Here is a 17,815-nt window from a genome sequence, read left to right on the forward strand (position 1 = left end):
TAGTTAATTTCTGACAAGAATCAGCATCGCCCTTATGACCCAAATCATTCCCTCAGACTTCGACATTGCAGCCGAAGAGAGCGCAGAGTTCGTGCCCATGCGCGGTGTGGCTAACCCTCACCTGCAAACCATGCTGCCGCGCCTGATCCGCCGCAAGGTACAGTTCACCCCGCACTGGCAACGCCTGGATTTGCCGGATGGCGACTTTTTGGATCTCGCCTGGAGCGAAGATCCGGATCGGGCCAGACATAAACCCCGTCTGGTGGTGTTTCACGGTCTGGAAGGCAGCCTGCACAGCCCTTACGCACACGGACTCATTGAGGCGGCGAAAGCCCGCGGCTGGCTTGGGGTGGTGATGCATTTTCGCGGATGCAGCGGCGAGCCTAATCGTCAGAAACGCATTTATCACTCGGGTGAAACCGAGGACGGCACCTGGTTCCTGCGCTGGCTAAGAGACAATTTCGGCGAGGCGCCAACGGCAGCGGTGGGGTATTCGCTGGGCGGCAATATGCTGGCCTGTCTGCTGGCGAAGGAGAGCGACGCCGTACCGCTGGATGCGGCGGTGATTGTCTCTGCGCCGTTTATGCTGGAGCAGTGCAGCTATCATATGGAAAAGGGCTTTTCGCGAGTGTACCAGCGCTACCTGCTCAACCTGCTGAAAGCCAACGCCGCGCGCAAGCTGAAGGCCTATCCGGATACGCTGCCTGTGACGCTGCAACAGCTCAAACGCGTGAAGCGCCTGCGCGAGTTTGATGATTTGATCACCTCGAAAATTCACGGTTTTGCCGATGCGATTGACTATTACCGTCAGTGCAGCGCCATGCCTTTACTGAATCAAATCACGAAACCCACGCTGATTATCCACGCCAAAGACGATCCGTTTATGGATCATCACTCGATCCCCGCCCCTGACTATCTGCCGGATAACGTGGAGTATCAGCTCACCGAGTTCGGCGGGCACGTCGGCTTTGTCGGCGGCACGCTGCGTCGGCCAAAAATGTGGCTTGAGACGCGTATACCCGACTGGTTAACGGCCTATCTGGACGGTAAAAAATGATTATTCCCTGGCAGGATCTCTCTCCCGAAACGCTCGATAATCTGATTGAAAGCTTTGTCTTGCGCGAAGGCACCGATTATGGTGAACATGAACGTTCGCTTGAACAAAAGGTCAACGATGTTAAGCGCCAGCTTAAAAGCGGCGACGTGGTGCTGGTATGGTCCGAACTGCATGAGACGGTCAATATCATGCCCCGCAACGCGTTTCATGGCTGATCTTTACACTTTTCCAGTCAGGGAGTTGCTATGTCTGCCAGACATCCGGTTATTGCCGTTACGGGTTCGAGTGGGGCGGGAACCACTACCACCAGCCTCGCCTTCCGCAAGATCTTCGCCCAGCTTAACTTACGGGCGGCCGAGGTAGAAGGCGACAGCTTTCACCGCTACACGCGCCCGGAGATGGATATGGCCATCCGCAAGGCGCGCGATCTGGGTAAACACATCAGCTACTTCGGCCCGGAGGCCAATGACTTCGGCCTGCTGGAGCAAACCTTCCGTGAATACGGGCAAAGCGGTACCGGGCAGTCCCGCAAGTATCTCCACACCTACGATGAAGCCGTGCCCTGGAACCAGGTCCCCGGCACGTTCACGCCCTGGCAGCCGCTGCCGGAACCGACTGACGTGCTGTTTTACGAAGGATTGCACGGCGGCGTGGTGACGCCTCAGCACGACGTGGCGCGCCACGTGGATTTGCTGGTGGGGGTGGTGCCGATTGTTAACCTTGAGTGGATCCAGAAGCTGACGCGTGACATGAGCGAGCGCGGCCATTCGCGAGAGGCGGTAATGGATTCGGTGGTGCGCTCCATGGAAGATTACATCAACTTCCTGACGCCGCAGTTCTCCCGAACCCACATTAACTTCCAGCGCGTCCCCACCGTGGACACCTCTAACCCGTTCGCTGCAAAAAGCATCCCGTCGCTGGACGAGAGCTTTGTGGTGATCCACTTCCGCAACCTGGAAGGCATTGATTACCCCTGGCTGCTGGCGATGCTACAGGGTTCGTTTATTTCGCACATGAATACGTTAGTGGTGCCCGGGGGAAAAATGGGGCTGGCAATGGAACTTATCATGACACCGCTGGTGCAGCGGCTGATGGAAGGAAAGCAAATCGCGTGAACATGTTCCCTCTCCCCGTGGGAGAGGGTTAGGGTGAGGGCATCAACACGCACGATGCCCCAATAATTAAGCCTCTATCACTTCATACGAATGGGTGATTTTTACCGCTTTCTCCAGCATTAACGCCACAGAGCAGTATTTCTCCGCAGACAGGTCAACCGCACGCGAGACCGCCGCATCCTTCAGTTCTTTGCCAGTGACGATAAAGTGCAGATTAATATGCGTGAACAGGCGTGGCGCCTCTTCGCGACGTTCTGACGTCAGCTTCACTTCACAATCGGTCACGTCATGACGGCCTTTTTGCAGGATCGACACCACGTCGATCGCGCTGCATCCGCCCGCCGCCATCAGCACCATCTCCATCGGGCTTGGCGCTTTATCGCCGGAGTTGCCATCCATCAAAACCTGGTGCCCGGAAGCAGACTCGCCCAGGAACGTTAACCCTTCAACCCATTTCACACGCGCTTGCATATTCACTCACTCCAACGTTGCATTTTTTATGACAGATTACGTGTACGTTACATTTCTCGCAACGGAAGGCGACCTGCGTCATGCTGAAGCGAGACACCAGGAGACACGCGGCGAAAGCTATGCTAAAACACTCTGGATGCTACAGTAATACATTGACGTTACACATGTATGCAGAGGACATCAAACTTTACTGGCTGCGAAACGTTACGACAGCCGACTTCCCAGGTATGGGTAAGAATTCGATTGCAACCCCAGAGTCCGGATGCATCTTATGACTCTGGTGACAGCTTATAACAGAGGATAACAGCGCATGGTGCTTGGCAAACCGCAAACAGACCCGACTCTCGAATGGTTCTTGTCTCATTGCCACATTCATAAGTACCCATCAAAGAGCACGCTGATTCACCAGGGTGAAAAAGCGGAAACGTTGTATTACATCGTTAAAGGCTCGGTGGCCGTGCTGATCAAAGATGAAGAAGGGAAAGAGATGATCCTTTCTTATCTGAACCAGGGCGATTTTATCGGTGAACTGGGCCTGTTTGAAGAAGGCCAGGAACGTAGCGCCTGGGTTCGTGCAAAAACAGCATGTGAAGTGGCTGAAATTTCTTATAAGAAATTCCGTCAGCTGATTCAGGTCAACCCTGACATCCTGATGCGTCTCTCTTCCCAGATGGCACGCCGTCTGCAAGTGACCTCTGAGAAGGTGGGTAACCTCGCCTTCCTGGACGTGACCGGTCGTATCGCGCAGACGCTGTTGAACCTGGCGAAACAGCCAGACGCCATGACCCACCCTGACGGTATGCAAATTAAAATTACCCGCCAGGAAATCGGTCAGATCGTCGGCTGCTCCCGTGAAACAGTGGGCCGTATCCTGAAGATGCTGGAAGATCAGAACCTGATCTCCGCCCACGGTAAAACCATCGTGGTTTACGGGACCCGTTAATTCCGGTCAAACGGCGTGCCGCCGCAGGGTGGCACGCCGTTTTTGTCTCTACTCCTCATGTGGCGCAGGCTGATCTATCACCCGGAAGTTAACTACGCACTACGACAAACGCTGGTGTTGTGTCTTCCCGTGGCCGTGGGCCTGCTCCTCGGACATCTTCAGCAAGGCCTGCTGTTTTCCCTCGTGCCCGCCTGCTGCAACATTGCCGGTCTGGATACGCCGCATAAACGCTTTTTTAAACGTCTGATTATTGGCGGCTGCCTGTTTGCCGGCTGTAGCCTTGCCGTACAACTCTTACTGGCCCGCGACATTCCTCTGCCGTTGATCCTGACCGTGCTGGCGATGACGCTCGGCGTCACCGCCGAAATCAGCTCGCTGCACGCCCGCCTGCTTCCCGCGTCGCTGATTGCCGCCATCTTCACCTTAAGCCTTGCAGGTAATATGCCGGTGTGGGAGCCATTGCTGATCTACGCCCTCGGCACGCTGTGGTACGGGCTGTTTAACTGGTTCTGGTTCTGGCTGTGGCGGGAACAGCCGCTGCGCGAATCCCTGAGCCTGCTCTACGTGCAGCTTGCTGAATACTGCGAAGCAAAATACACCCTGCTCACTCAACATACCGACCCGGAAAAATCCCTGCCGCCGCTACTGGCGCGCCAGCAAAAAGTGGTGGATCTGATCAGCCAGTGCTATCAGCAGTTGCACATGCTTGCCGCCAACAAAAATCATGAATACAAGCGGCTGCTGCGAATCTTCCAGGTCGGGCTGGATTTGCAGGAGCATATCTCCGTCAGCCTTCATAATCCGGAAGAGGTGCAAAAGCTGGTGGAGCGCAGCCATGCAGAAGCGGTGATCCGCTGGAACGCGCAGACCGTCGCGGCCCGCCTGCGGGTGCTGGCTGACGATATCCTCTATCACCGCTACCCGACGCGCTTTAACATGGACAAACAGCTCGGCGCGCTGGAAAAGATTGCGCGTCAGCACGCGGATAACCCGGTCGGGCAATTTGCTGCCTGGCATTTCAGCCGCATCGCCCGGGTGTTACGCACCCAGCGCCCGCTTTATGCCCGCGACCTGATGGCCGATAAGCAAAAACGGCTGCCGCTGCTGCCCGCGCTCAAAAGCTATCTTTCACTGAAATCTTCTGCCCTGCGCAATGCCGCACGGATCAGTGTGATGCTGAGCATCGCCAGCCTGATGGGAATGGCCCTGCACCTGCCGAAACCCTACTGGATCTTAATGACCGTACTGTTTGTTACCCAGAACGGCTATGGCGCCACGCGGGTCCGTATTCTGCATCGGGCGGGCGGCACGATGGCGGGGCTGATTATCGCGGGCATAACGCTGCACTTCCACGTGCCGGAGGGCTATACCCTGGCCGGTATGCTGGCAATCACGCTGGTGAGCTATCTGATTATCCGCAAAAACTACGGCTGGGCGATGGTGGGCTTTACGGTGACGGCGGTGTATACCCTTCAACTGCTCACGCTTAACGGGGAACAGTTTATTATTGCCCGTCTGGTCGATACGCTGATTGGCTGCCTGATCGCCTTTGGCGGCATGGTCTGGCTGTGGCCGCAGTGGCAGAGCGGGCTGTTGAGGCAGAACGCCCACGACGCGCTGGAAGCTGACCAGCAGGCCATTCGTCTGATCCTGAGCGATGACCCACAGCCCTCTCCGCTGGCCTACGAGCGCATGAAGGTCAACCAGGCGCATAACGCCCTGTTCAACTCCCTTAACCAGGCCATGCAGGAGCCGGGCTTTAACGCGCACTATCTGGCTGACATGAAGCTGTGGGTCACGCACAGCCAGTTTATCGTCGAGCACATCAATGCCATGACGACGCTGGCGCGGGAGCACACGATGCTGACGCCGGATCTGGCGCAGCGCTATTTGCAGTCGTGTGAAATTGCGTTGCAGCGCTGTCAGCAGCGCCTGGAGTATGATGCACCGGGCGAGTCAGGTGATTCGAACATTCTGGAAGCGCCGGAGACGCTGACCCACGGGCCGATGAGCACCCTTGAGCAGCATTTACAGCGCGTTCTCGGCCACCTGAACACCATGCACACCATTTCGTCGGTGGCATGGCGTCAGCGCCCGCATCACGGGATTTGGTTAACGCGCCGGTTAAAACGAACCGCGTATTAGCCGCTGACGATCTTCGCGACTGCCGCGGCAAAACGGGTTAATCCGTCTTCGATGTCTTTGTCTTCCACCACAAGCGATGGCGCAAAGCGCATCACGTCCGGCCCGGCATTGAGCACCATGACGCCTTCGTGCGCGGCGGCGTGCAGGAAATCGCGCGCGCGGCCTTTATACTGAGGCTTCAACTCGGCGCCAATCAGCAGCCCCATTCCGCGGATTTCGCTGAAGACATCAAACTGTTCGTCAATCTGCTGAAGATGTTTCACAAACAGATCGCGTTTCGCATTCACGCCATTCAGGACGTCCGGCGTATTAATGATATCGAACGCCGCACCCGCCACGGCACACGCCAGCGGATTACCGCCGTAGGTGGAGCCGTGTGAGCCCACATGAAATGCGGAAGCGATATCCTGGGTAGTGAGTACCGCACTGACCGGGAAACCGCCGCCGAGCGCTTTCGCGCTGGTCAGAATATCCGGCGTTACGCCGTAGTGCATATAAGCGAACAGATCCCCGGTACGCCCCATCCCACACTGCACTTCATCAAACACCAGCAGCGCCTGGTGCTCGTCACACAGTTCGCGCAGCCCTTGCAGAAATTCCGGGGTGGCCGCCGTGACGCCGCCTTCCCCCTGAATGGGCTCGACCACCACGGCACAGGTGTGATCGTCCATCACCGCTTTAACGGCGTGCAGATCGTTAAACGGCACGTGGATGATATCCGCAGGTTTCGGACCAAAGCCGTCGGAATACTTCGGCTGGCCGCCCACGGAAACGGTAAAGAACGAGCGACCGTGGAAGGCGTTATGGAAGGCGATGATTTTGGTTTTGTACGGACTATGACGCGTGGTTGCGTAGTAGCGCGCCAGCTTAAAGGCAGTTTCGTTGGCTTCGGTGCCGGAGTTCATAAACAGCACGCGTTCGGCGAAGGTGGCATCGATGATCTTACGCCCCAGACGCAGCGCCGGTTCGTTGGTGAACACGTTGCTGGTGTGCCACAGCGTTTCGCCCTGCGTTTTCAGCGCGTCCACCAGCGCAGGATGGCAATGGCCCAGTGCCGTCACCGCAATACCGCCTGCGAAATCAACATACTCGTTGCCCTGCTGATCCCAGACGCGGCTGCCTCTCCCTTTCACCGGGATAAACTCAGCCGGTGCATAAATCGGCAGGATCACTTCATCGAATGTCGCGCGGGTAATTGCTGGTTGTTCAGTTGCCATGTCATGACCATCCATTTTTATGTCACAGTTATTGTGAAAATATAATCACAAAATATGCATAAAAAATCACAGCAAGGCAACCGATATTCAGCGATTAAGGAAATTGGCCAGCAGCGCGTGCCCCTGTTCGCTGAGAATGCTTTCCGGGTGGAACTGCACACCTTCCAGATCGTACTCGCGGTGGCGAATGCCCATGATCTCCTGCGTCTCGCTCCAGGCGGTAACCTCAAAGCAGGCCGGCAGGGTCGGCGGATCAATAATCAGAGAATGGTAGCGCGTCACGGTTAACGGATTGTTTAGCCCCAGGAATGCGCCGGTACCGGTGTGTGTGATCGGTGAGGTTTTGCCATGCATGACTTTCGCGGCACGGACAATGGTGGCGCCAAAGACCTGCGCAATGGCCTGGTGACCCAGGCAGACGCCCAGAATCGGCAGTTTGCCCGCATAGTGTTGGATTACCGCCAGCGAGATGCCGGACTCCGACGGGGTACACGGCCCGGGCGAAATCACGATTTTCTGAGGTGCCAGCGCGTCAATGTCATCCAGCGCGATCTCATCGTTACGGCGGACAACCACCTCTGCCCCCAGCTCGCAAAAATACTGGTAGAGGTTCCAGGTAAAGGAATCATAGTTATCAATCAGCAAAATCATGGCGGCTCCTGAAAAAATGGCCGCCCTATTTTACGCAGATTCCCGCGCTTCGCTCACAACTTTGGCGAAGATGACGTTCAGGGCGGTCAAATCCCCCATCGCCCCGCTCTGGTTGGCGGCAGCCCAGTCGTCCGGGTCGATCCCCTGCCAGTTCAGCACGTAGCCCGCATGAATAGCCAGTTGTTCAAAGAAGATCCGCTGGGCCACGCCATTACCGCTCATAAACGGATGTAGCATGTTGATTTCACAGTAGTAATGACTGATTCTGTCTGTAAACTCTTCTTTCTGAAGGCCTACCAGATATTTATCACTTTCCAGCGAAGCCATCAGCTCATTACCCACTTTCTCGATGTACTCGAAATGGCAAAAAGGAATGTCGCCCTTGGAAATATCGGCGGTGCGCAGCTCGCCCGCGCCTTTCATTTCGTTGCGGAATAAATGGCGGTGAATAAGACACAGATGGGGTAAACCCGGTGCGGAAGGCCCCAGTTCCAGCGTCTCGATATCGGGTTCAGCGGGCCCCTTACCTTTTTCAAGGAGGCAGCTGGCCTGAAAATTGACATTACGTTGTTGCTCCCAGAGACGGGATTTTTGCTTGTCGGTGAGTTTTTTCACTACGCCTCCCTGAATAGTCCGTTTGCCACAAGTATAAGCAGCAAAACGCGCTTTCGCAGGGAGGGCGGAAAGACACGGGCAAGATGTGCCCGTGTGAGGGAACGATTACGGCAGCACTTTCGCGGAGAGAATGACGACAGGCTTAGTCGGCACATTCTGGTATGGACCGACATCGTGAGTCTGAACCTGAGAGATCTTATCCGCCACGTCCATGCCTTTCACCACTTTGCCAAACACCGCGTAGCCAAAGTCGCGCTGACCGTGGTCCAGGAAGGCGTTATCAGCCACGTTGAGGAAGAACTGGCTGGTGGCGCTGTCTTTGTCCGCCGTACGCGCCATGGAGATGGTGCCGCGCTTGTTCAACAGGCCGTTGTCAGCTTCATTTTTGATGGGCGGGTTGGGCTGTTTCTGCTGCATCTGCTCGTTAAAACCGCCACCCTGAATCATAAAGCCCGGGATCACGCGGTGGAACGTGGTGTTGTTATAAAAACCACTGTTCACGTAGTCGAGGAAGTTTTTCACCGAAACAGGGGCTTTCTGGCTATCCAGCTCCAGCTCAATATTCCCCGCAGAGGTAGTCAGCAGGACGTGAGGGTCTCCTTTGGCTGCCAGCGCAGCAGGGGAAACGGCAGAAAGAGCAAACACAGCTGCAACAGCCGCCAGTGTTGATTTGAGCATGAGAATTCCTTAACAAAGCGCAGTATAAAAAGCGAATGGCTTGATTCTAAAGAGCAGTATGAACCCAGACCAGTCTTTTACCTAATTTTACCAAATTGAAACAATTATTACCGCGCAAACGATTGTTCACCCTGCAACGTAATGTGATCTGCATCACGTTAAAACCTGCAATTGTGCTCAAAATTTTCTGAAAAGATTTAATTAGATCACTTTCGCGACTAAAATCTGCCCGCTCAAACGCAGTCATTGCGTTTTTCTTTACTTTTAACAGGCCAGACATGACTAACAGCAATCGCATTAAGCTCACATGGATTAGCTTCTTCTCTTACGCCCTGACCGGCGCGTTGGTGATCGTCACCGGGATGGTGATGGGAAATATCGCAGACTACTTCCAGCTGCCCGTTTCCAGCATGAGTAACACCTTCACCTTCCTGAACGCGGGGATCCTGATCTCTATTTTCCTTAATGCCTGGCTGATGGAAATCGTGCCGTTGAAAACGCAGCTGCGTTTTGGCTTCGTGCTGATGGTTGCCGCCGTGGCGGGCCTGATGTTGAGCCACAGCATCGCCCTCTTCTCTGCCGCCATGTTCGTACTGGGCCTGGTGAGCGGGATCACCATGTCGATCGGTACGTTTCTGATTACGCACATGTATGAAGGCCGCCAGCGCGGCGCGCGTCTGCTGTTCACCGACTCCTTCTTCAGCATGGCCGGGATGATTTTCCCGATGGTCGCCGCGTATCTTCTGGCGCGCAGCATTGAGTGGTACTGGGTATATGCCTGCATTGGTCTGGTCTATGTCGCGATCTTTATTCTCACCTTCGGCTGCGAGTTCCCGGTGCTGGGCAAAAAAGCGCAGACAACATCCGAGCCGGTTGCGAAAGAAAAATGGGGTATCGGCGTACTGTTCCTCTCCATCGCCGCGCTGTGTTACATCCTCGGCCAGCTGGGCTTTATCTCCTGGGTTCCAGAGTATGCTAAAGGTCTGGGCATGAGCCTGAACGACGCGGGTAAACTGGTGAGCGATTTCTGGATGTCTTACATGTTCGGCATGTGGGCATTTAGCTTTATCCTGCGCTTCTTCGACCTGCAACGGATCCTGACCGTTCTGGCGGGTCTGGCGACCGTGCTGATGTATCTGTTCATCAACGGTTCCCCGGAGCATATGCCGTGGTTCATCCTGACCCTGGGCTTCTTCTCCAGCGCGATTTATACCTCGATCATCACCCTTGGCTCTCTTCAGACCAAAGTGGCCTCGCCAAAGCTGGTGAACTTTGTGCTGACCTGCGGCACCATCGGCACCATGCTGACCTTCGTGGTCACGGGCCCGATTGTTGCGCACAGCGGCCCGCTGGCGGCGCTGCATACCGCTAACGGTCTATACGCCGTGGTGTTTATCATGTGCTTCGTGCTGGGCTTTGTGACCCGTCACCGTCAACACAACCCGTCAACAGCTACCCACTAATCGCCATAACCCCTTTGCGAGCTGCAAAGGGGTTTCCCCTGTGCTCACCCGCCCTGCCCGCCGATGGGTAAAAACCCCATTAATTTTGTGCGAAAAACGAACAAGCACAAAAATCAAACAATATCCGTCACTTATAAAAATCCTGACAAATCATAGATATACCCCCTAAGGGGTAGGTGAAGGCGTATTTGATTTGCATCAATAAGTGCCCCTGCTGAATCGTTAAGGTAGGCAGTAATAGAAAAGAAATCGAGGCAAAAATGAGCAAAGTCAGACTCGCTATCATCGGTAACGGCATGGTCGGCCACCGCTTTATTGAGGATCTTCTCGATAAAGCCGATGCTGAGCAGTTCGATATTACCGTGTTCTGTGAAGAACCCCGCAAGGCGTACGACCGTGTGCACTTGTCTTCCTACTTCTCTCACCATACCGCCGAAGAGCTCTCTCTGGTGCGTGAAGGGTTCTACGAGAAGCATGGCGTAAAAGTGCTGGTGGGCGAACGCGCTATCACCATCAACCGTCAGGAGAAAGTAATCCACTCCAGCGCCGGACGTACGGTTTTTTACGATAAGCTGATCATGGCGACGGGCTCGTATCCGTGGATCCCGCCTATTAAAGGGTCGGAAACCCAGGATTGCTTCGTTTACCGTACCATTGAAGACCTCAACGCCATTGAATCCTGCGCACGTCGAAGCAAACGCGGCGCGGTTGTCGGCGGTGGTCTGCTGGGTCTGGAAGCGGCAGGCGCGCTGAAAAACCTCGGCGTTGAAACCCACGTTATCGAATTTGCCCCGATGCTGATGGCCGAACAGCTCGACCACATGGGTGGCGATCAGCTGCGCCGTAAGATCGAAAGCATGGGCGTGAAAGTTCACACCAGCAAAAACACCAAAGAGATCGTTCAGGAAGGGACTGAAGCACGCAAAACCATGCGCTTTGCCGACGGCAGCGAGCTGGAAGTGGACTTCATCGTCTTCTCCACCGGTATCCGCCCGCGCGACAAGCTGGCAACGCAATGCGGTCTGGCCGTCGCGCAGCGCGGTGGGATCATGATTAACGACACCTGCCAGACCTCCGACCCGGATATTTACGCCATCGGCGAATGCGCCAGCTGGAACAACCGCGTATTCGGCCTGGTCGCGCCTGGGTACAAAATGGCGCAGGTCGCCGTGGATCATATCCTGGGCAGCGAAAACGCCTTCACCGGCGCAGACATGAGCGCCAAGCTGAAGCTGCTGGGCGTGGACGTGGGCGGTATTGGCGATGCGCATGGTCGCACCCCGAACTCCCGCAGCTATGTTTATCTGGACGAAAGCAAAGAAGTCTACAAACGTCTTATCGTCAGCCAGGACAACAAAACCCTGCTCGGGGCGGTGCTGGTGGGCGACACCAGCGACTTCGGCAACCTGCTCCAGCTGGTATTGAACGCCATTGAGCTGCCGGAAAACCCGGACGCGCTGATCCTCCCGGCGCACGCCTCCAGCGGTAAGCCGTCCATCGGTGTGGATAAACTGCCGGACAGCGCGCAAATCTGTTCCTGCTTCGACGTCACCAAAGGCATGCTGATCTCCGCCATTAACAAAGGCTGCCACACCGTTGCGGCGCTGAAGGCGGAAACCAAAGCCGGGACCGGCTGCGGCGGCTGTATTCCTCTGGTCACCCAGGTACTGAACGCCGAGCTGGCAAAACAGGGCATTGAAGTGAACAACAACCTGTGCGAGCACTTCGCTTACTCTCGCCAGGAGCTGTACCACCTGATCCGCGTGGAAGGCATTAAGTCCTTTGACGAACTGCTGGAGAAACACGGCCAGGGCTATGGCTGTGAGGTATGTAAGCCTACCGTTGGTTCGCTGCTGGCGTCCTGCTGGAACGAATATGTGCTCAAACCAGAACACACTCCGCTTCAGGACACCAACGATAACTTCCTGGCCAATATTCAGAAAGACGGGACTTACTCGGTGATCCCGCGTTCTGCCGGAGGGGAAATCACCCCGGAAGGGCTGGTCGCCGTGGGTCGTATCGCCCGTGAGTTTAACCTGTACACCAAAATCACCGGTTCCCAGCGTATCGGCCTGTTCGGCGCGCAGAAGGACGACCTGCCGGAAATCTGGCGTCAGCTGATTGAAGCGGGCTTCGAAACCGGCCACGCGTACGCCAAAGCGCTGCGCATGGCGAAAACCTGCGTGGGCAGCACCTGGTGTCGCTACGGCGTCGGCGACAGCGTGGGATTCGGCGTTGAGCTGGAAAACCGCTACAAAGGCATCCGTACCCCGCACAAAATGAAGTTCGGCGTCTCCGGCTGTACCCGCGAATGTGCGGAAGCGCAGGGTAAAGACGTGGGTATTATTGCCACCGAGAAAGGCTGGAACCTGTACGTGTGCGGCAACGGCGGGATGAAACCTCGCCACGCGGATCTGCTGGCCGCCGATCTCGATCGCGATACGCTGATCAAATACCTCGACCGCTTCATGATGTTCTACATTCGTACCGCCGATAAGCTGACCCGTACCGCGTCCTGGCTGGATAATCTCGAAGGCGGCATCGACTACCTGAAGTCAGTCATTATCGACGACAAGCTGGGCCTGAATGAACAGCTGGAATCCGAGATGACTCGATTGCGCGAGGCGGTGATTTGCGAGTGGACCGAAACCGTGAACACGCCAGCGGCGCAGACGCGCTTCAAACACTTTATCAACAGCACCCAGCGCGACCCGAACGTGCAGGTGGTGCCGGAGCGTGAACAGCATCGTCCAGCGACCCCGTATGAACGTATTCCGGTGATGCTGGTGGAGGAAAACGCATGAGCCAGTGGGTAAACATCTGCAATATTAACGACATTCTGCCAGCAACCGGCGTCTGTGCCCTGCTGGGCAACGAGCAGGTGGCGATTTTCCGTCCTCGCCACGATGAACAGGTCTATGCCATCAGCAATATCGACCCGTTCTTCGAGGCCAGCGTGCTCTCCCGCGGTCTGATTGCGGAGCACCAGGGCGAACTGTGGGTTGCCAGCCCGCTGAAAAAGCAGCGCTTCCGCTTAACCGACGGGCGCTGCATGGAAGATGAAAGCTTCTCGGTCAAACACTACGACGTCCGCGTGAAGGACGGCGAGGTGCAGCTGAAAGGGTAACCCCTCGCCTTTTCAATAGGAAAGGCTTATGACCCCTTATGGGTAACGGCAGGAAAAACCGTATGTTCTGTACGATTCCTGCTGTTATCCTGACGTCAATTCTTCCCCCGCCATGAATGCTGTGAGGTAACGTCGTGGATCACCTGCCGATTTTTTGTCAATTACGCAACCGCGACTGCCTGCTCGTGGGCGGCGGCGATGTGGCTGAACGTAAGGCGCGCCTGCTGTTAGAGGCGGGCGCCCGACTGACCGTTAACGCCCTCACCTTCGCCCCACAGTTTGACGTCTGGGCGCAGGAAGGGATGCTCACGCAGGTGCAGGGCGAATTTGATGAATCCCTGCTGGATACCTGCTGGCTGACCATCGCCGCAACGGATAACGATGACGTTAACCAGCGCGTCAGCGACGCCTGCGAAGCGCGCCGCATCTTCTGTAACGTGGTGGATGCGCCGAAAGAGGCGAGCTTTATCATGCCATCCATTATCGACCGCTCGCCGCTGATGATTGCGGTATCGTCCGGTGGCCGCTCGCCCGTTCTTGCCCGTCTGCTGCGGGAAAAACTGGAAGCCGTGCTGCCGCAGCATCTTGGCCAGATTGCCCAATACGCCGGGCAGCTGCGTTCCCGCGTGAAGCAAACCTTCGCAACCGTGGGCGAACGCCGTCGCTTCTGGGAGAAGTTCTTTGTCAACGACAGGCTGGCGCAGTCGCTGGCCAATCAGGACGCCAAAGCCGTTGAAGAGACGACCGAACAGCTCCTGAGCGAGCCGCTGGACCATCGCGGTGAAGTGGTACTGGTGGGCGCAGGTCCCGGCGATGCGGGCTTGCTGACGCTGAAGGGTCTCCAGCAGATCCAGCAGGCGGACATCGTGGTGTATGACCGTCTGGTCTCTGATGACATCATGAATCTGGTGCGCCGCGATGCTGACCGCGTGTTCGTCGGCAAACGGGCAGGTTATCACTGCGTACCGCAGGAGGAGATCAACCAGATCCTGCTGCGGGAAGCGCAGAAAGGTAAGCGTGTGGTGCGTCTGAAAGGGGGCGATCCCTTTATCTTTGGTCGCGGCGGCGAGGAGCTGGAAACTCTCTGCAACGCGGGCATTCCATTCTCCGTGGTGCCGGGTATTACGGCGGCATCCGGCTGTTCTGCCTATTCCGGCATTCCGTTAACCCATCGCGACTATGCCCAGAGCGTGCGCCTGGTGACGGGCCACCTGAAAACCGGCAGCGAGCTGGACTGGCATAATCTGGCCGCTGAAAAGCAGACGCTGGTCTTCTATATGGGGCTAAATCAGGCCGCCACTATTCAGGCGAAACTGCTGGAGCACGGCATGGAAGCAGATATGCCGGTCGCGCTGGTAGAAAACGGTACCGCCATTACGCAGCGCGTGGTTGATGGCGTGCTGACGCAGCTGGGCGAGCTGGCGCAGCAGGTTCAAAGCCCGGCGCTGATCGTTGTTGGACGCGTGGTTGAGCTGCGCGAAAAGCTGAACTGGTTCTCAAACCACTAACCATAGTCTCTCTTCCTGGAGTAGTCCTTATGCGGACTACTCCCTTCATACCTCAGTCGATAACATACCGCCCGCATAATGGAACTTTTCCATTTATTCCCTCGTGTTACATCCAATTTTAGATTTTTAGACAAGGAATGCGTATGTTCAAACTGGCAAAAGCTGCCGTTCTGGTCGGCCTGTTATCAACTCTGACGGCCTGCACCGGTCACGTTCAAAATACTAAAAATAATTGCAGTTACGATTACCTGCTGCATCCGGCGATCTCCATTTCGAAGATCATCGGCGGTTGCGGCCCGGCGGCACAGCAGTAAGCGTTTTTCAGGCGTAAAAAAACCGGGAATTTCCCGGTTTTTTTATTGAGTCCGTATTTGTCGGGTGGCGGCTTAAGGTTTCGCCACAAACCCAATCGCCTCGTACACCGCTTTCAGGGTTTCCGACGCGCGCGCGCTGGCTTTTTCTGCGCCCTCTTTCATCACTTTTTGCAGGAACGCTTCGTCGTTACGGTAACGGTGATAGCGCTCCTGCAACTCGGTCAGCATGCCGGAAACGGCGTCTGCCACTTCGCCTTTCAGGTGGCCGTACATCTTGCCTTCAAAGTGTTTTTCCAGCTCAGGGATGCTCTGTCCGGTCACACCGGAGAGAATGTCCAGCAGGTTGGATACGCCCGCTTTGTTCTGCACGTCGTAGCGCACCACTGGCGGCTCATCGGAGTCGGTCACCGCACGCTTGAGCTTTTTCACCACCGATTTCGGATCTTCCAGCAGGCCGATAACGTTGTTGCGGTTATCGTCAGACTTGGACATCTTTTTGGTCGGCTCCAGCAGGGACATCACGCGCGCGCCGGATTTCGGAATAAACGGCTCAGGCACTTTGAACACGTCGCCGTAAAGCGCATTGAAGCGCTGGGCAATATCGCGGCTCAGCTCCAGGTGCTGCTTCTGGTCTTCACCCACCGGCACCTGGTTGGTCTGGTACAGCAGAATGTCGGCCGCCATCAGCACCGGATAGTCAAACAGACCGGCGTTGATGTTCTCAGAGTAGCGCGCAGACTTATCCTTGAACTGGGTCATGCGGCTCAGCTCGCCGAAATAGGTGTAGCAGTTCAGCGCCCAGCCCAGCTGCGCGTGCTCTGGTACGTGAGACTGAACGAAAATGGTGCTCTTCTCGGGATCGATACCGCACGCCAGGTACAGCGCCAGCGTATCGAGCGTTGCTTTGCGAAGCTTCTCTGGATCCTGACGCGCGGTGATAGCATGCAAATCCACGATGCAGTAAATGCAGTGGTAGTCATCCTGCATGCTCACCCACTGACGTAACGCACCCATGTAGTTACCAATGGTCAGTTCACCTGAAGGCTGTGCGCCACTAAAAACGATGGGCTTAGTCATTATTCAATTCCTGATGTTCACTGTGCGAGAGCCCGAGTGCGGGCAACAAATCTTTGAAGTGGTCGAACACAACGTCCGGCTCACTCAGCGTAATGGCTTCACCGTAGTTGTAGCCGTAGGTCAACCCAACCGACGGGCAACCTGCCGCTCTGGCAGCCAGAATATCATTGCGGGAATCCCCGACAAAGAGCAGCTCCGCAGGTGCTAAGGATAATTTTCCTGCCACCAGCAATAGCGGTTCCGGATGCGGCTTTTTATTCTGTACGTCATCGCCGCCCACAATCACGGAGAAGTATTTCGCGATATCCAGCGCTTCCAGCAGAGGCGCAACGAACGGTGTCGGCTTGTTAGTTACCAGCCCCAGCGGGATGCCTTTAGCATATAGCGCGCTCAGCGTTTCAGCGACATCCGGGAACAGGAAGCTGCCCTCTTCGACAGTCTCTTCGTAGAAACGGTCGAACAGTTTGCGCAGAATACGCTGCTGCTCATCCTGGGGAATATCCGCGTGGTCAACACTCGGTTTACCTTGCGCGGAACGCTGAGAGGCACGCTCCTGACGAGCCCAGGTCAGCGCGCGCTCCATCAGCACGTCTGCACCGTTACCAATCCACGTCACGACGCGCTCTTCGCCTGCAACGGGGAGTTCAAGGGCATACAGCGCCTGATCGACGGCGCTGGTTAATCCTGGCGCGCTGTCGACCAGCGTGCCGTCGAGGTCAAATGCTACACCCCGAATAGCCTGCAATTTATCCATGACTTACCTTCGCCAGTTCACGGCGCATTTCATCAATGACTTTTTTGTAATCCGGTTGATCGAAGATGGCGGAGCCTGCGACGAACATATCCGCCCCTGCCGCCGCAATCTCACCGATGTTATTGACCTTCACGCCGCCGTCCACTTCCAGACGAATATCATAGCCAGACTCATCGATACGGCGGCGCACTTCACGCAGTTTGTCGAGGGTCTGAGGGATAAATGACTGACCACCAAAGCCCGGGTTGACGGACATCAGCAGGATCACGTCCAGCTTGTCCATCACGTAGTCGAGATAGCTCAGCGGGGTCGCCGGGTTAAAGACCAGCCCCGCCTTACAGCCGTTCTCTTTGATCAGCTGTAGCGTGCGGTCAACGTGTTCGGAGGCTTCCGGGTGGAAAGTGATGATGCTGGCACCCGCCGCGGCGAAATCGGGTACGATGCGGTCAACCGGTTTCACCATCAGATGCACGTCAATGGGCGCGGTGATCCCGTAGTTACGCAGCGCTTTAAGCACCATCGGACCGATGGTCAGGTTGGGAACGTAGTGGTTATCCATAACGTCGAAATGGACGACATCCGCGCCAGCCGCGAGAGCTTTGGCAGTGTCTTCACCCAGGCGGGCAAAATCGGCCGACAGAATTGAGGGGGCAATCAAAAACTGTTTCATCCGCATCTCC

18 protein-coding genes are annotated in these 17,815 nt (G+C 56.1%); 10 read left to right on the forward strand and 8 right to left on the reverse strand.

Going from position 1 to position 17,815, the window contains the following annotated elements:
* The first annotated feature begins 34 nt into the window (after positions 1–34).
* Genes DD597_RS21270 through DD597_RS21280 form a run of 3 tightly spaced genes read left to right on the forward strand, consistent with a single transcriptional unit; the run spans position 35 to position 2,172 of the window.
* Positions 35–1,057 carry a hydrolase gene (locus DD597_RS21270; RefSeq protein ID WP_023314942.1) on the forward strand — a complete coding sequence of 341 codons (1,023 nt, stop codon included), beginning with the start codon at positions 35–37 and terminating at the stop codon, positions 1,055–1,057.
* Entirely contained in the window at positions 1,054–1,272 is a 219-nt protein-coding gene (locus tag DD597_RS21275; RefSeq protein ID WP_003861664.1) for a YheU family protein, read from the forward strand. Before DD597_RS21270 ends, DD597_RS21275 begins: the two co-directional genes overlap by 4 nt.
* A 30-nt stretch (positions 1,273–1,302) precedes the next feature.
* Positions 1,303–2,172: a phosphoribulokinase gene (locus tag DD597_RS21280; protein WP_003861663.1), complete on the forward strand. Its 870-nt coding sequence runs from the start codon at positions 1,303–1,305 to the stop codon at positions 2,170–2,172.
* A 66-nt stretch (positions 2,173–2,238) separates the two neighbouring features.
* Here the strand turns inward: DD597_RS21280 and DD597_RS21285 are convergent, their stop codons facing one another.
* Complete coding sequence (locus DD597_RS21285) at positions 2,239–2,643, reverse strand: OsmC family protein (protein WP_023323819.1); 405 nt, start codon at positions 2,641–2,643, stop codon at positions 2,239–2,241.
* 310 nt (positions 2,644–2,953) lie between these two features.
* On the opposite strand from DD597_RS21285, the gene crp reads away from it, so the two are divergent.
* Both crp and DD597_RS21295 read left to right on the forward strand, forming a co-directional pair.
* Positions 2,954–3,586 (forward strand): cAMP-activated global transcriptional regulator CRP, encoded by a 633-nt coding sequence (gene crp / locus DD597_RS21290; RefSeq protein WP_000242758.1) that lies wholly within the window; start codon positions 2,954–2,956, stop codon positions 3,584–3,586.
* Positions 3,587–3,643: 57 nt separating this feature from the next.
* Positions 3,644–5,731: a YccS/YhfK family putative transporter gene (locus DD597_RS21295; RefSeq protein WP_050870196.1), complete on the forward strand. Its 2,088-nt coding sequence runs from the start codon at positions 3,644–3,646 to the stop codon at positions 5,729–5,731.
* Here the strand turns inward: DD597_RS21295 and DD597_RS21300 are convergent.
* From DD597_RS21300 to ppiA, 4 genes are all read right to left on the reverse strand, one after another.
* On the reverse strand, positions 5,728–6,948 hold the full coding sequence (locus DD597_RS21300) for an aspartate aminotransferase family protein (protein WP_003861656.1): 1,221 nt from the start codon (positions 6,946–6,948) through the stop codon (positions 5,728–5,730). The genes DD597_RS21295 and DD597_RS21300 overlap by 4 nt on opposite strands.
* Before the next feature lie 87 nt (positions 6,949–7,035).
* A complete protein-coding gene (pabA, locus tag DD597_RS21305; protein WP_003861654.1) occupies positions 7,036–7,599 on the reverse strand; it encodes an aminodeoxychorismate synthase component 2 in 564 nt (187 codons plus the stop codon).
* 30 nt (positions 7,600–7,629) lie between these two features.
* A complete protein-coding gene (locus DD597_RS21310) occupies positions 7,630–8,214 on the reverse strand; it encodes a putative adenosine monophosphate-protein transferase Fic (RefSeq protein ID WP_023323821.1) in 585 nt (194 codons plus the stop codon).
* Positions 8,215–8,319: 105 nt separating this feature from the next.
* On the reverse strand, positions 8,320–8,892 hold the full coding sequence (gene ppiA, locus DD597_RS21315) for a peptidylprolyl isomerase A (protein ID WP_003861649.1): 573 nt from the start codon (positions 8,890–8,892) through the stop codon (positions 8,320–8,322).
* Positions 8,893–9,170: 278 nt separating this feature from the next.
* Here ppiA and tsgA point away from each other — a divergent pair, with 278 nt between their 5' ends.
* The 5 genes from tsgA (at position 9,171) to DD597_RS21345 (ending at position 15,304) form a co-directional block, all read left to right on the forward strand.
* Entirely contained in the window at positions 9,171–10,355 is a 1,185-nt protein-coding gene (tsgA, locus tag DD597_RS21325) for an MFS transporter TsgA (RefSeq protein WP_023314943.1), read from the forward strand.
* A gap of 260 nt (positions 10,356–10,615) precedes the next feature.
* On the forward strand, positions 10,616–13,159 hold the full coding sequence (nirB, locus tag DD597_RS21330) for a nitrite reductase large subunit NirB (protein WP_003861645.1): 2,544 nt from the start codon (positions 10,616–10,618) through the stop codon (positions 13,157–13,159).
* Positions 13,156–13,482 (forward strand): nitrite reductase small subunit NirD, encoded by a 327-nt coding sequence (gene nirD / locus DD597_RS21335; RefSeq protein ID WP_022651948.1) that lies wholly within the window; start codon positions 13,156–13,158, stop codon positions 13,480–13,482. The genes nirB and nirD overlap by 4 nt, the downstream gene beginning before the upstream one ends.
* A 134-nt stretch (positions 13,483–13,616) precedes the next feature.
* Positions 13,617–14,990, forward strand: a complete 1,374-nt coding sequence (gene cysG, locus DD597_RS21340) for a siroheme synthase CysG (RefSeq protein ID WP_129256568.1) — start codon at positions 13,617–13,619, stop codon at positions 14,988–14,990.
* Between the two features lie 143 nt (positions 14,991–15,133).
* The gene (locus DD597_RS21345; protein ID WP_008503029.1) at positions 15,134–15,304 is read left to right on the forward strand and encodes a YhfL family protein; all 171 of its coding nucleotides are present in this window, start codon (positions 15,134–15,136) and stop codon (positions 15,302–15,304) included.
* A gap of 72 nt (positions 15,305–15,376) precedes the next feature.
* Here the strand turns inward: DD597_RS21345 and trpS are convergent, their stop codons facing one another.
* From trpS to rpe, 3 genes are read right to left on the reverse strand one after another with little or no spacing between them, the layout of a single operon-like run.
* On the reverse strand, positions 15,377–16,381 hold the full coding sequence (trpS, locus tag DD597_RS21350) for a tryptophan--tRNA ligase (RefSeq protein WP_023298773.1): 1,005 nt from the start codon (positions 16,379–16,381) through the stop codon (positions 15,377–15,379).
* The gene (gph, locus tag DD597_RS21355) at positions 16,374–17,135 is read right to left on the reverse strand and encodes a phosphoglycolate phosphatase (protein ID WP_032608044.1); all 762 of its coding nucleotides are present in this window, start codon (positions 17,133–17,135) and stop codon (positions 16,374–16,376) included. The genes trpS and gph overlap by 8 nt, the downstream gene beginning before the upstream one ends.
* Positions 17,128–17,805: a ribulose-phosphate 3-epimerase gene (rpe, locus tag DD597_RS21360; RefSeq protein WP_003861634.1), complete on the reverse strand. Its 678-nt coding sequence runs from the start codon at positions 17,803–17,805 to the stop codon at positions 17,128–17,130. Before rpe ends, gph begins: the two co-directional genes overlap by 8 nt.
* Positions 17,806–17,815 lie beyond the last annotated feature (10 nt).

The organism is Enterobacter cloacae complex sp. 677-3DZ2D5B, assembly GCF_004136695.1.
Classification (GTDB): domain Bacteria; phylum Pseudomonadota; class Gammaproteobacteria; order Enterobacterales; family Enterobacteriaceae; genus Enterobacter; species Enterobacter hormaechei_C.

Excerpts from the sequence above, each read along its gene's own strand:
- DD597_RS21270 (WP_023314942.1), top strand. The coding sequence starts at position 35 with ATGACCCAAATCATTCCCTCAGACTTCGACATTGCAGCCGAAGAGAGC.
- DD597_RS21275 (WP_003861664.1), top strand. The coding sequence starts at position 1,054 with ATGATTATTCCCTGGCAGGATCTCTCTCCCGAAACGCTCGATAATCTG.
- DD597_RS21280 (WP_003861663.1), top strand. The coding sequence starts at position 1,303 with ATGTCTGCCAGACATCCGGTTATTGCCGTTACGGGTTCGAGTGGGGCG.
- DD597_RS21285 (WP_023323819.1), bottom strand. The coding sequence starts at position 2,643 with ATGCAAGCGCGTGTGAAATGGGTTGAAGGGTTAACGTTCCTGGGCGAG.
- crp (WP_000242758.1), top strand. The coding sequence starts at position 2,954 with ATGGTGCTTGGCAAACCGCAAACAGACCCGACTCTCGAATGGTTCTTG.
- DD597_RS21295 (WP_050870196.1), top strand. The coding sequence starts at position 3,644 with ATGTGGCGCAGGCTGATCTATCACCCGGAAGTTAACTACGCACTACGA.
- DD597_RS21300 (WP_003861656.1), bottom strand. The coding sequence starts at position 6,948 with ATGGCAACTGAACAACCAGCAATTACCCGCGCGACATTCGATGAAGTG.
- pabA (WP_003861654.1), bottom strand. The coding sequence starts at position 7,599 with ATGATTTTGCTGATTGATAACTATGATTCCTTTACCTGGAACCTCTAC.
- ppiA (WP_003861649.1), bottom strand. The coding sequence starts at position 8,892 with ATGCTCAAATCAACACTGGCGGCTGTTGCAGCTGTGTTTGCTCTTTCT.
- tsgA (WP_023314943.1), top strand. The coding sequence starts at position 9,171 with ATGACTAACAGCAATCGCATTAAGCTCACATGGATTAGCTTCTTCTCT.
- nirB (WP_003861645.1), top strand. The coding sequence starts at position 10,616 with ATGAGCAAAGTCAGACTCGCTATCATCGGTAACGGCATGGTCGGCCAC.
- nirD (WP_022651948.1), top strand. The coding sequence starts at position 13,156 with ATGAGCCAGTGGGTAAACATCTGCAATATTAACGACATTCTGCCAGCA.
- DD597_RS21345 (WP_008503029.1), top strand. The coding sequence starts at position 15,134 with ATGTTCAAACTGGCAAAAGCTGCCGTTCTGGTCGGCCTGTTATCAACT.
- trpS (WP_023298773.1), bottom strand. The coding sequence starts at position 16,381 with ATGACTAAGCCCATCGTTTTTAGTGGCGCACAGCCTTCAGGTGAACTG.
- gph (WP_032608044.1), bottom strand. The coding sequence starts at position 17,135 with ATGGATAAATTGCAGGCTATTCGGGGTGTAGCATTTGACCTCGACGGC.
- rpe (WP_003861634.1), bottom strand. The coding sequence starts at position 17,805 with ATGAAACAGTTTTTGATTGCCCCCTCAATTCTGTCGGCCGATTTTGCC.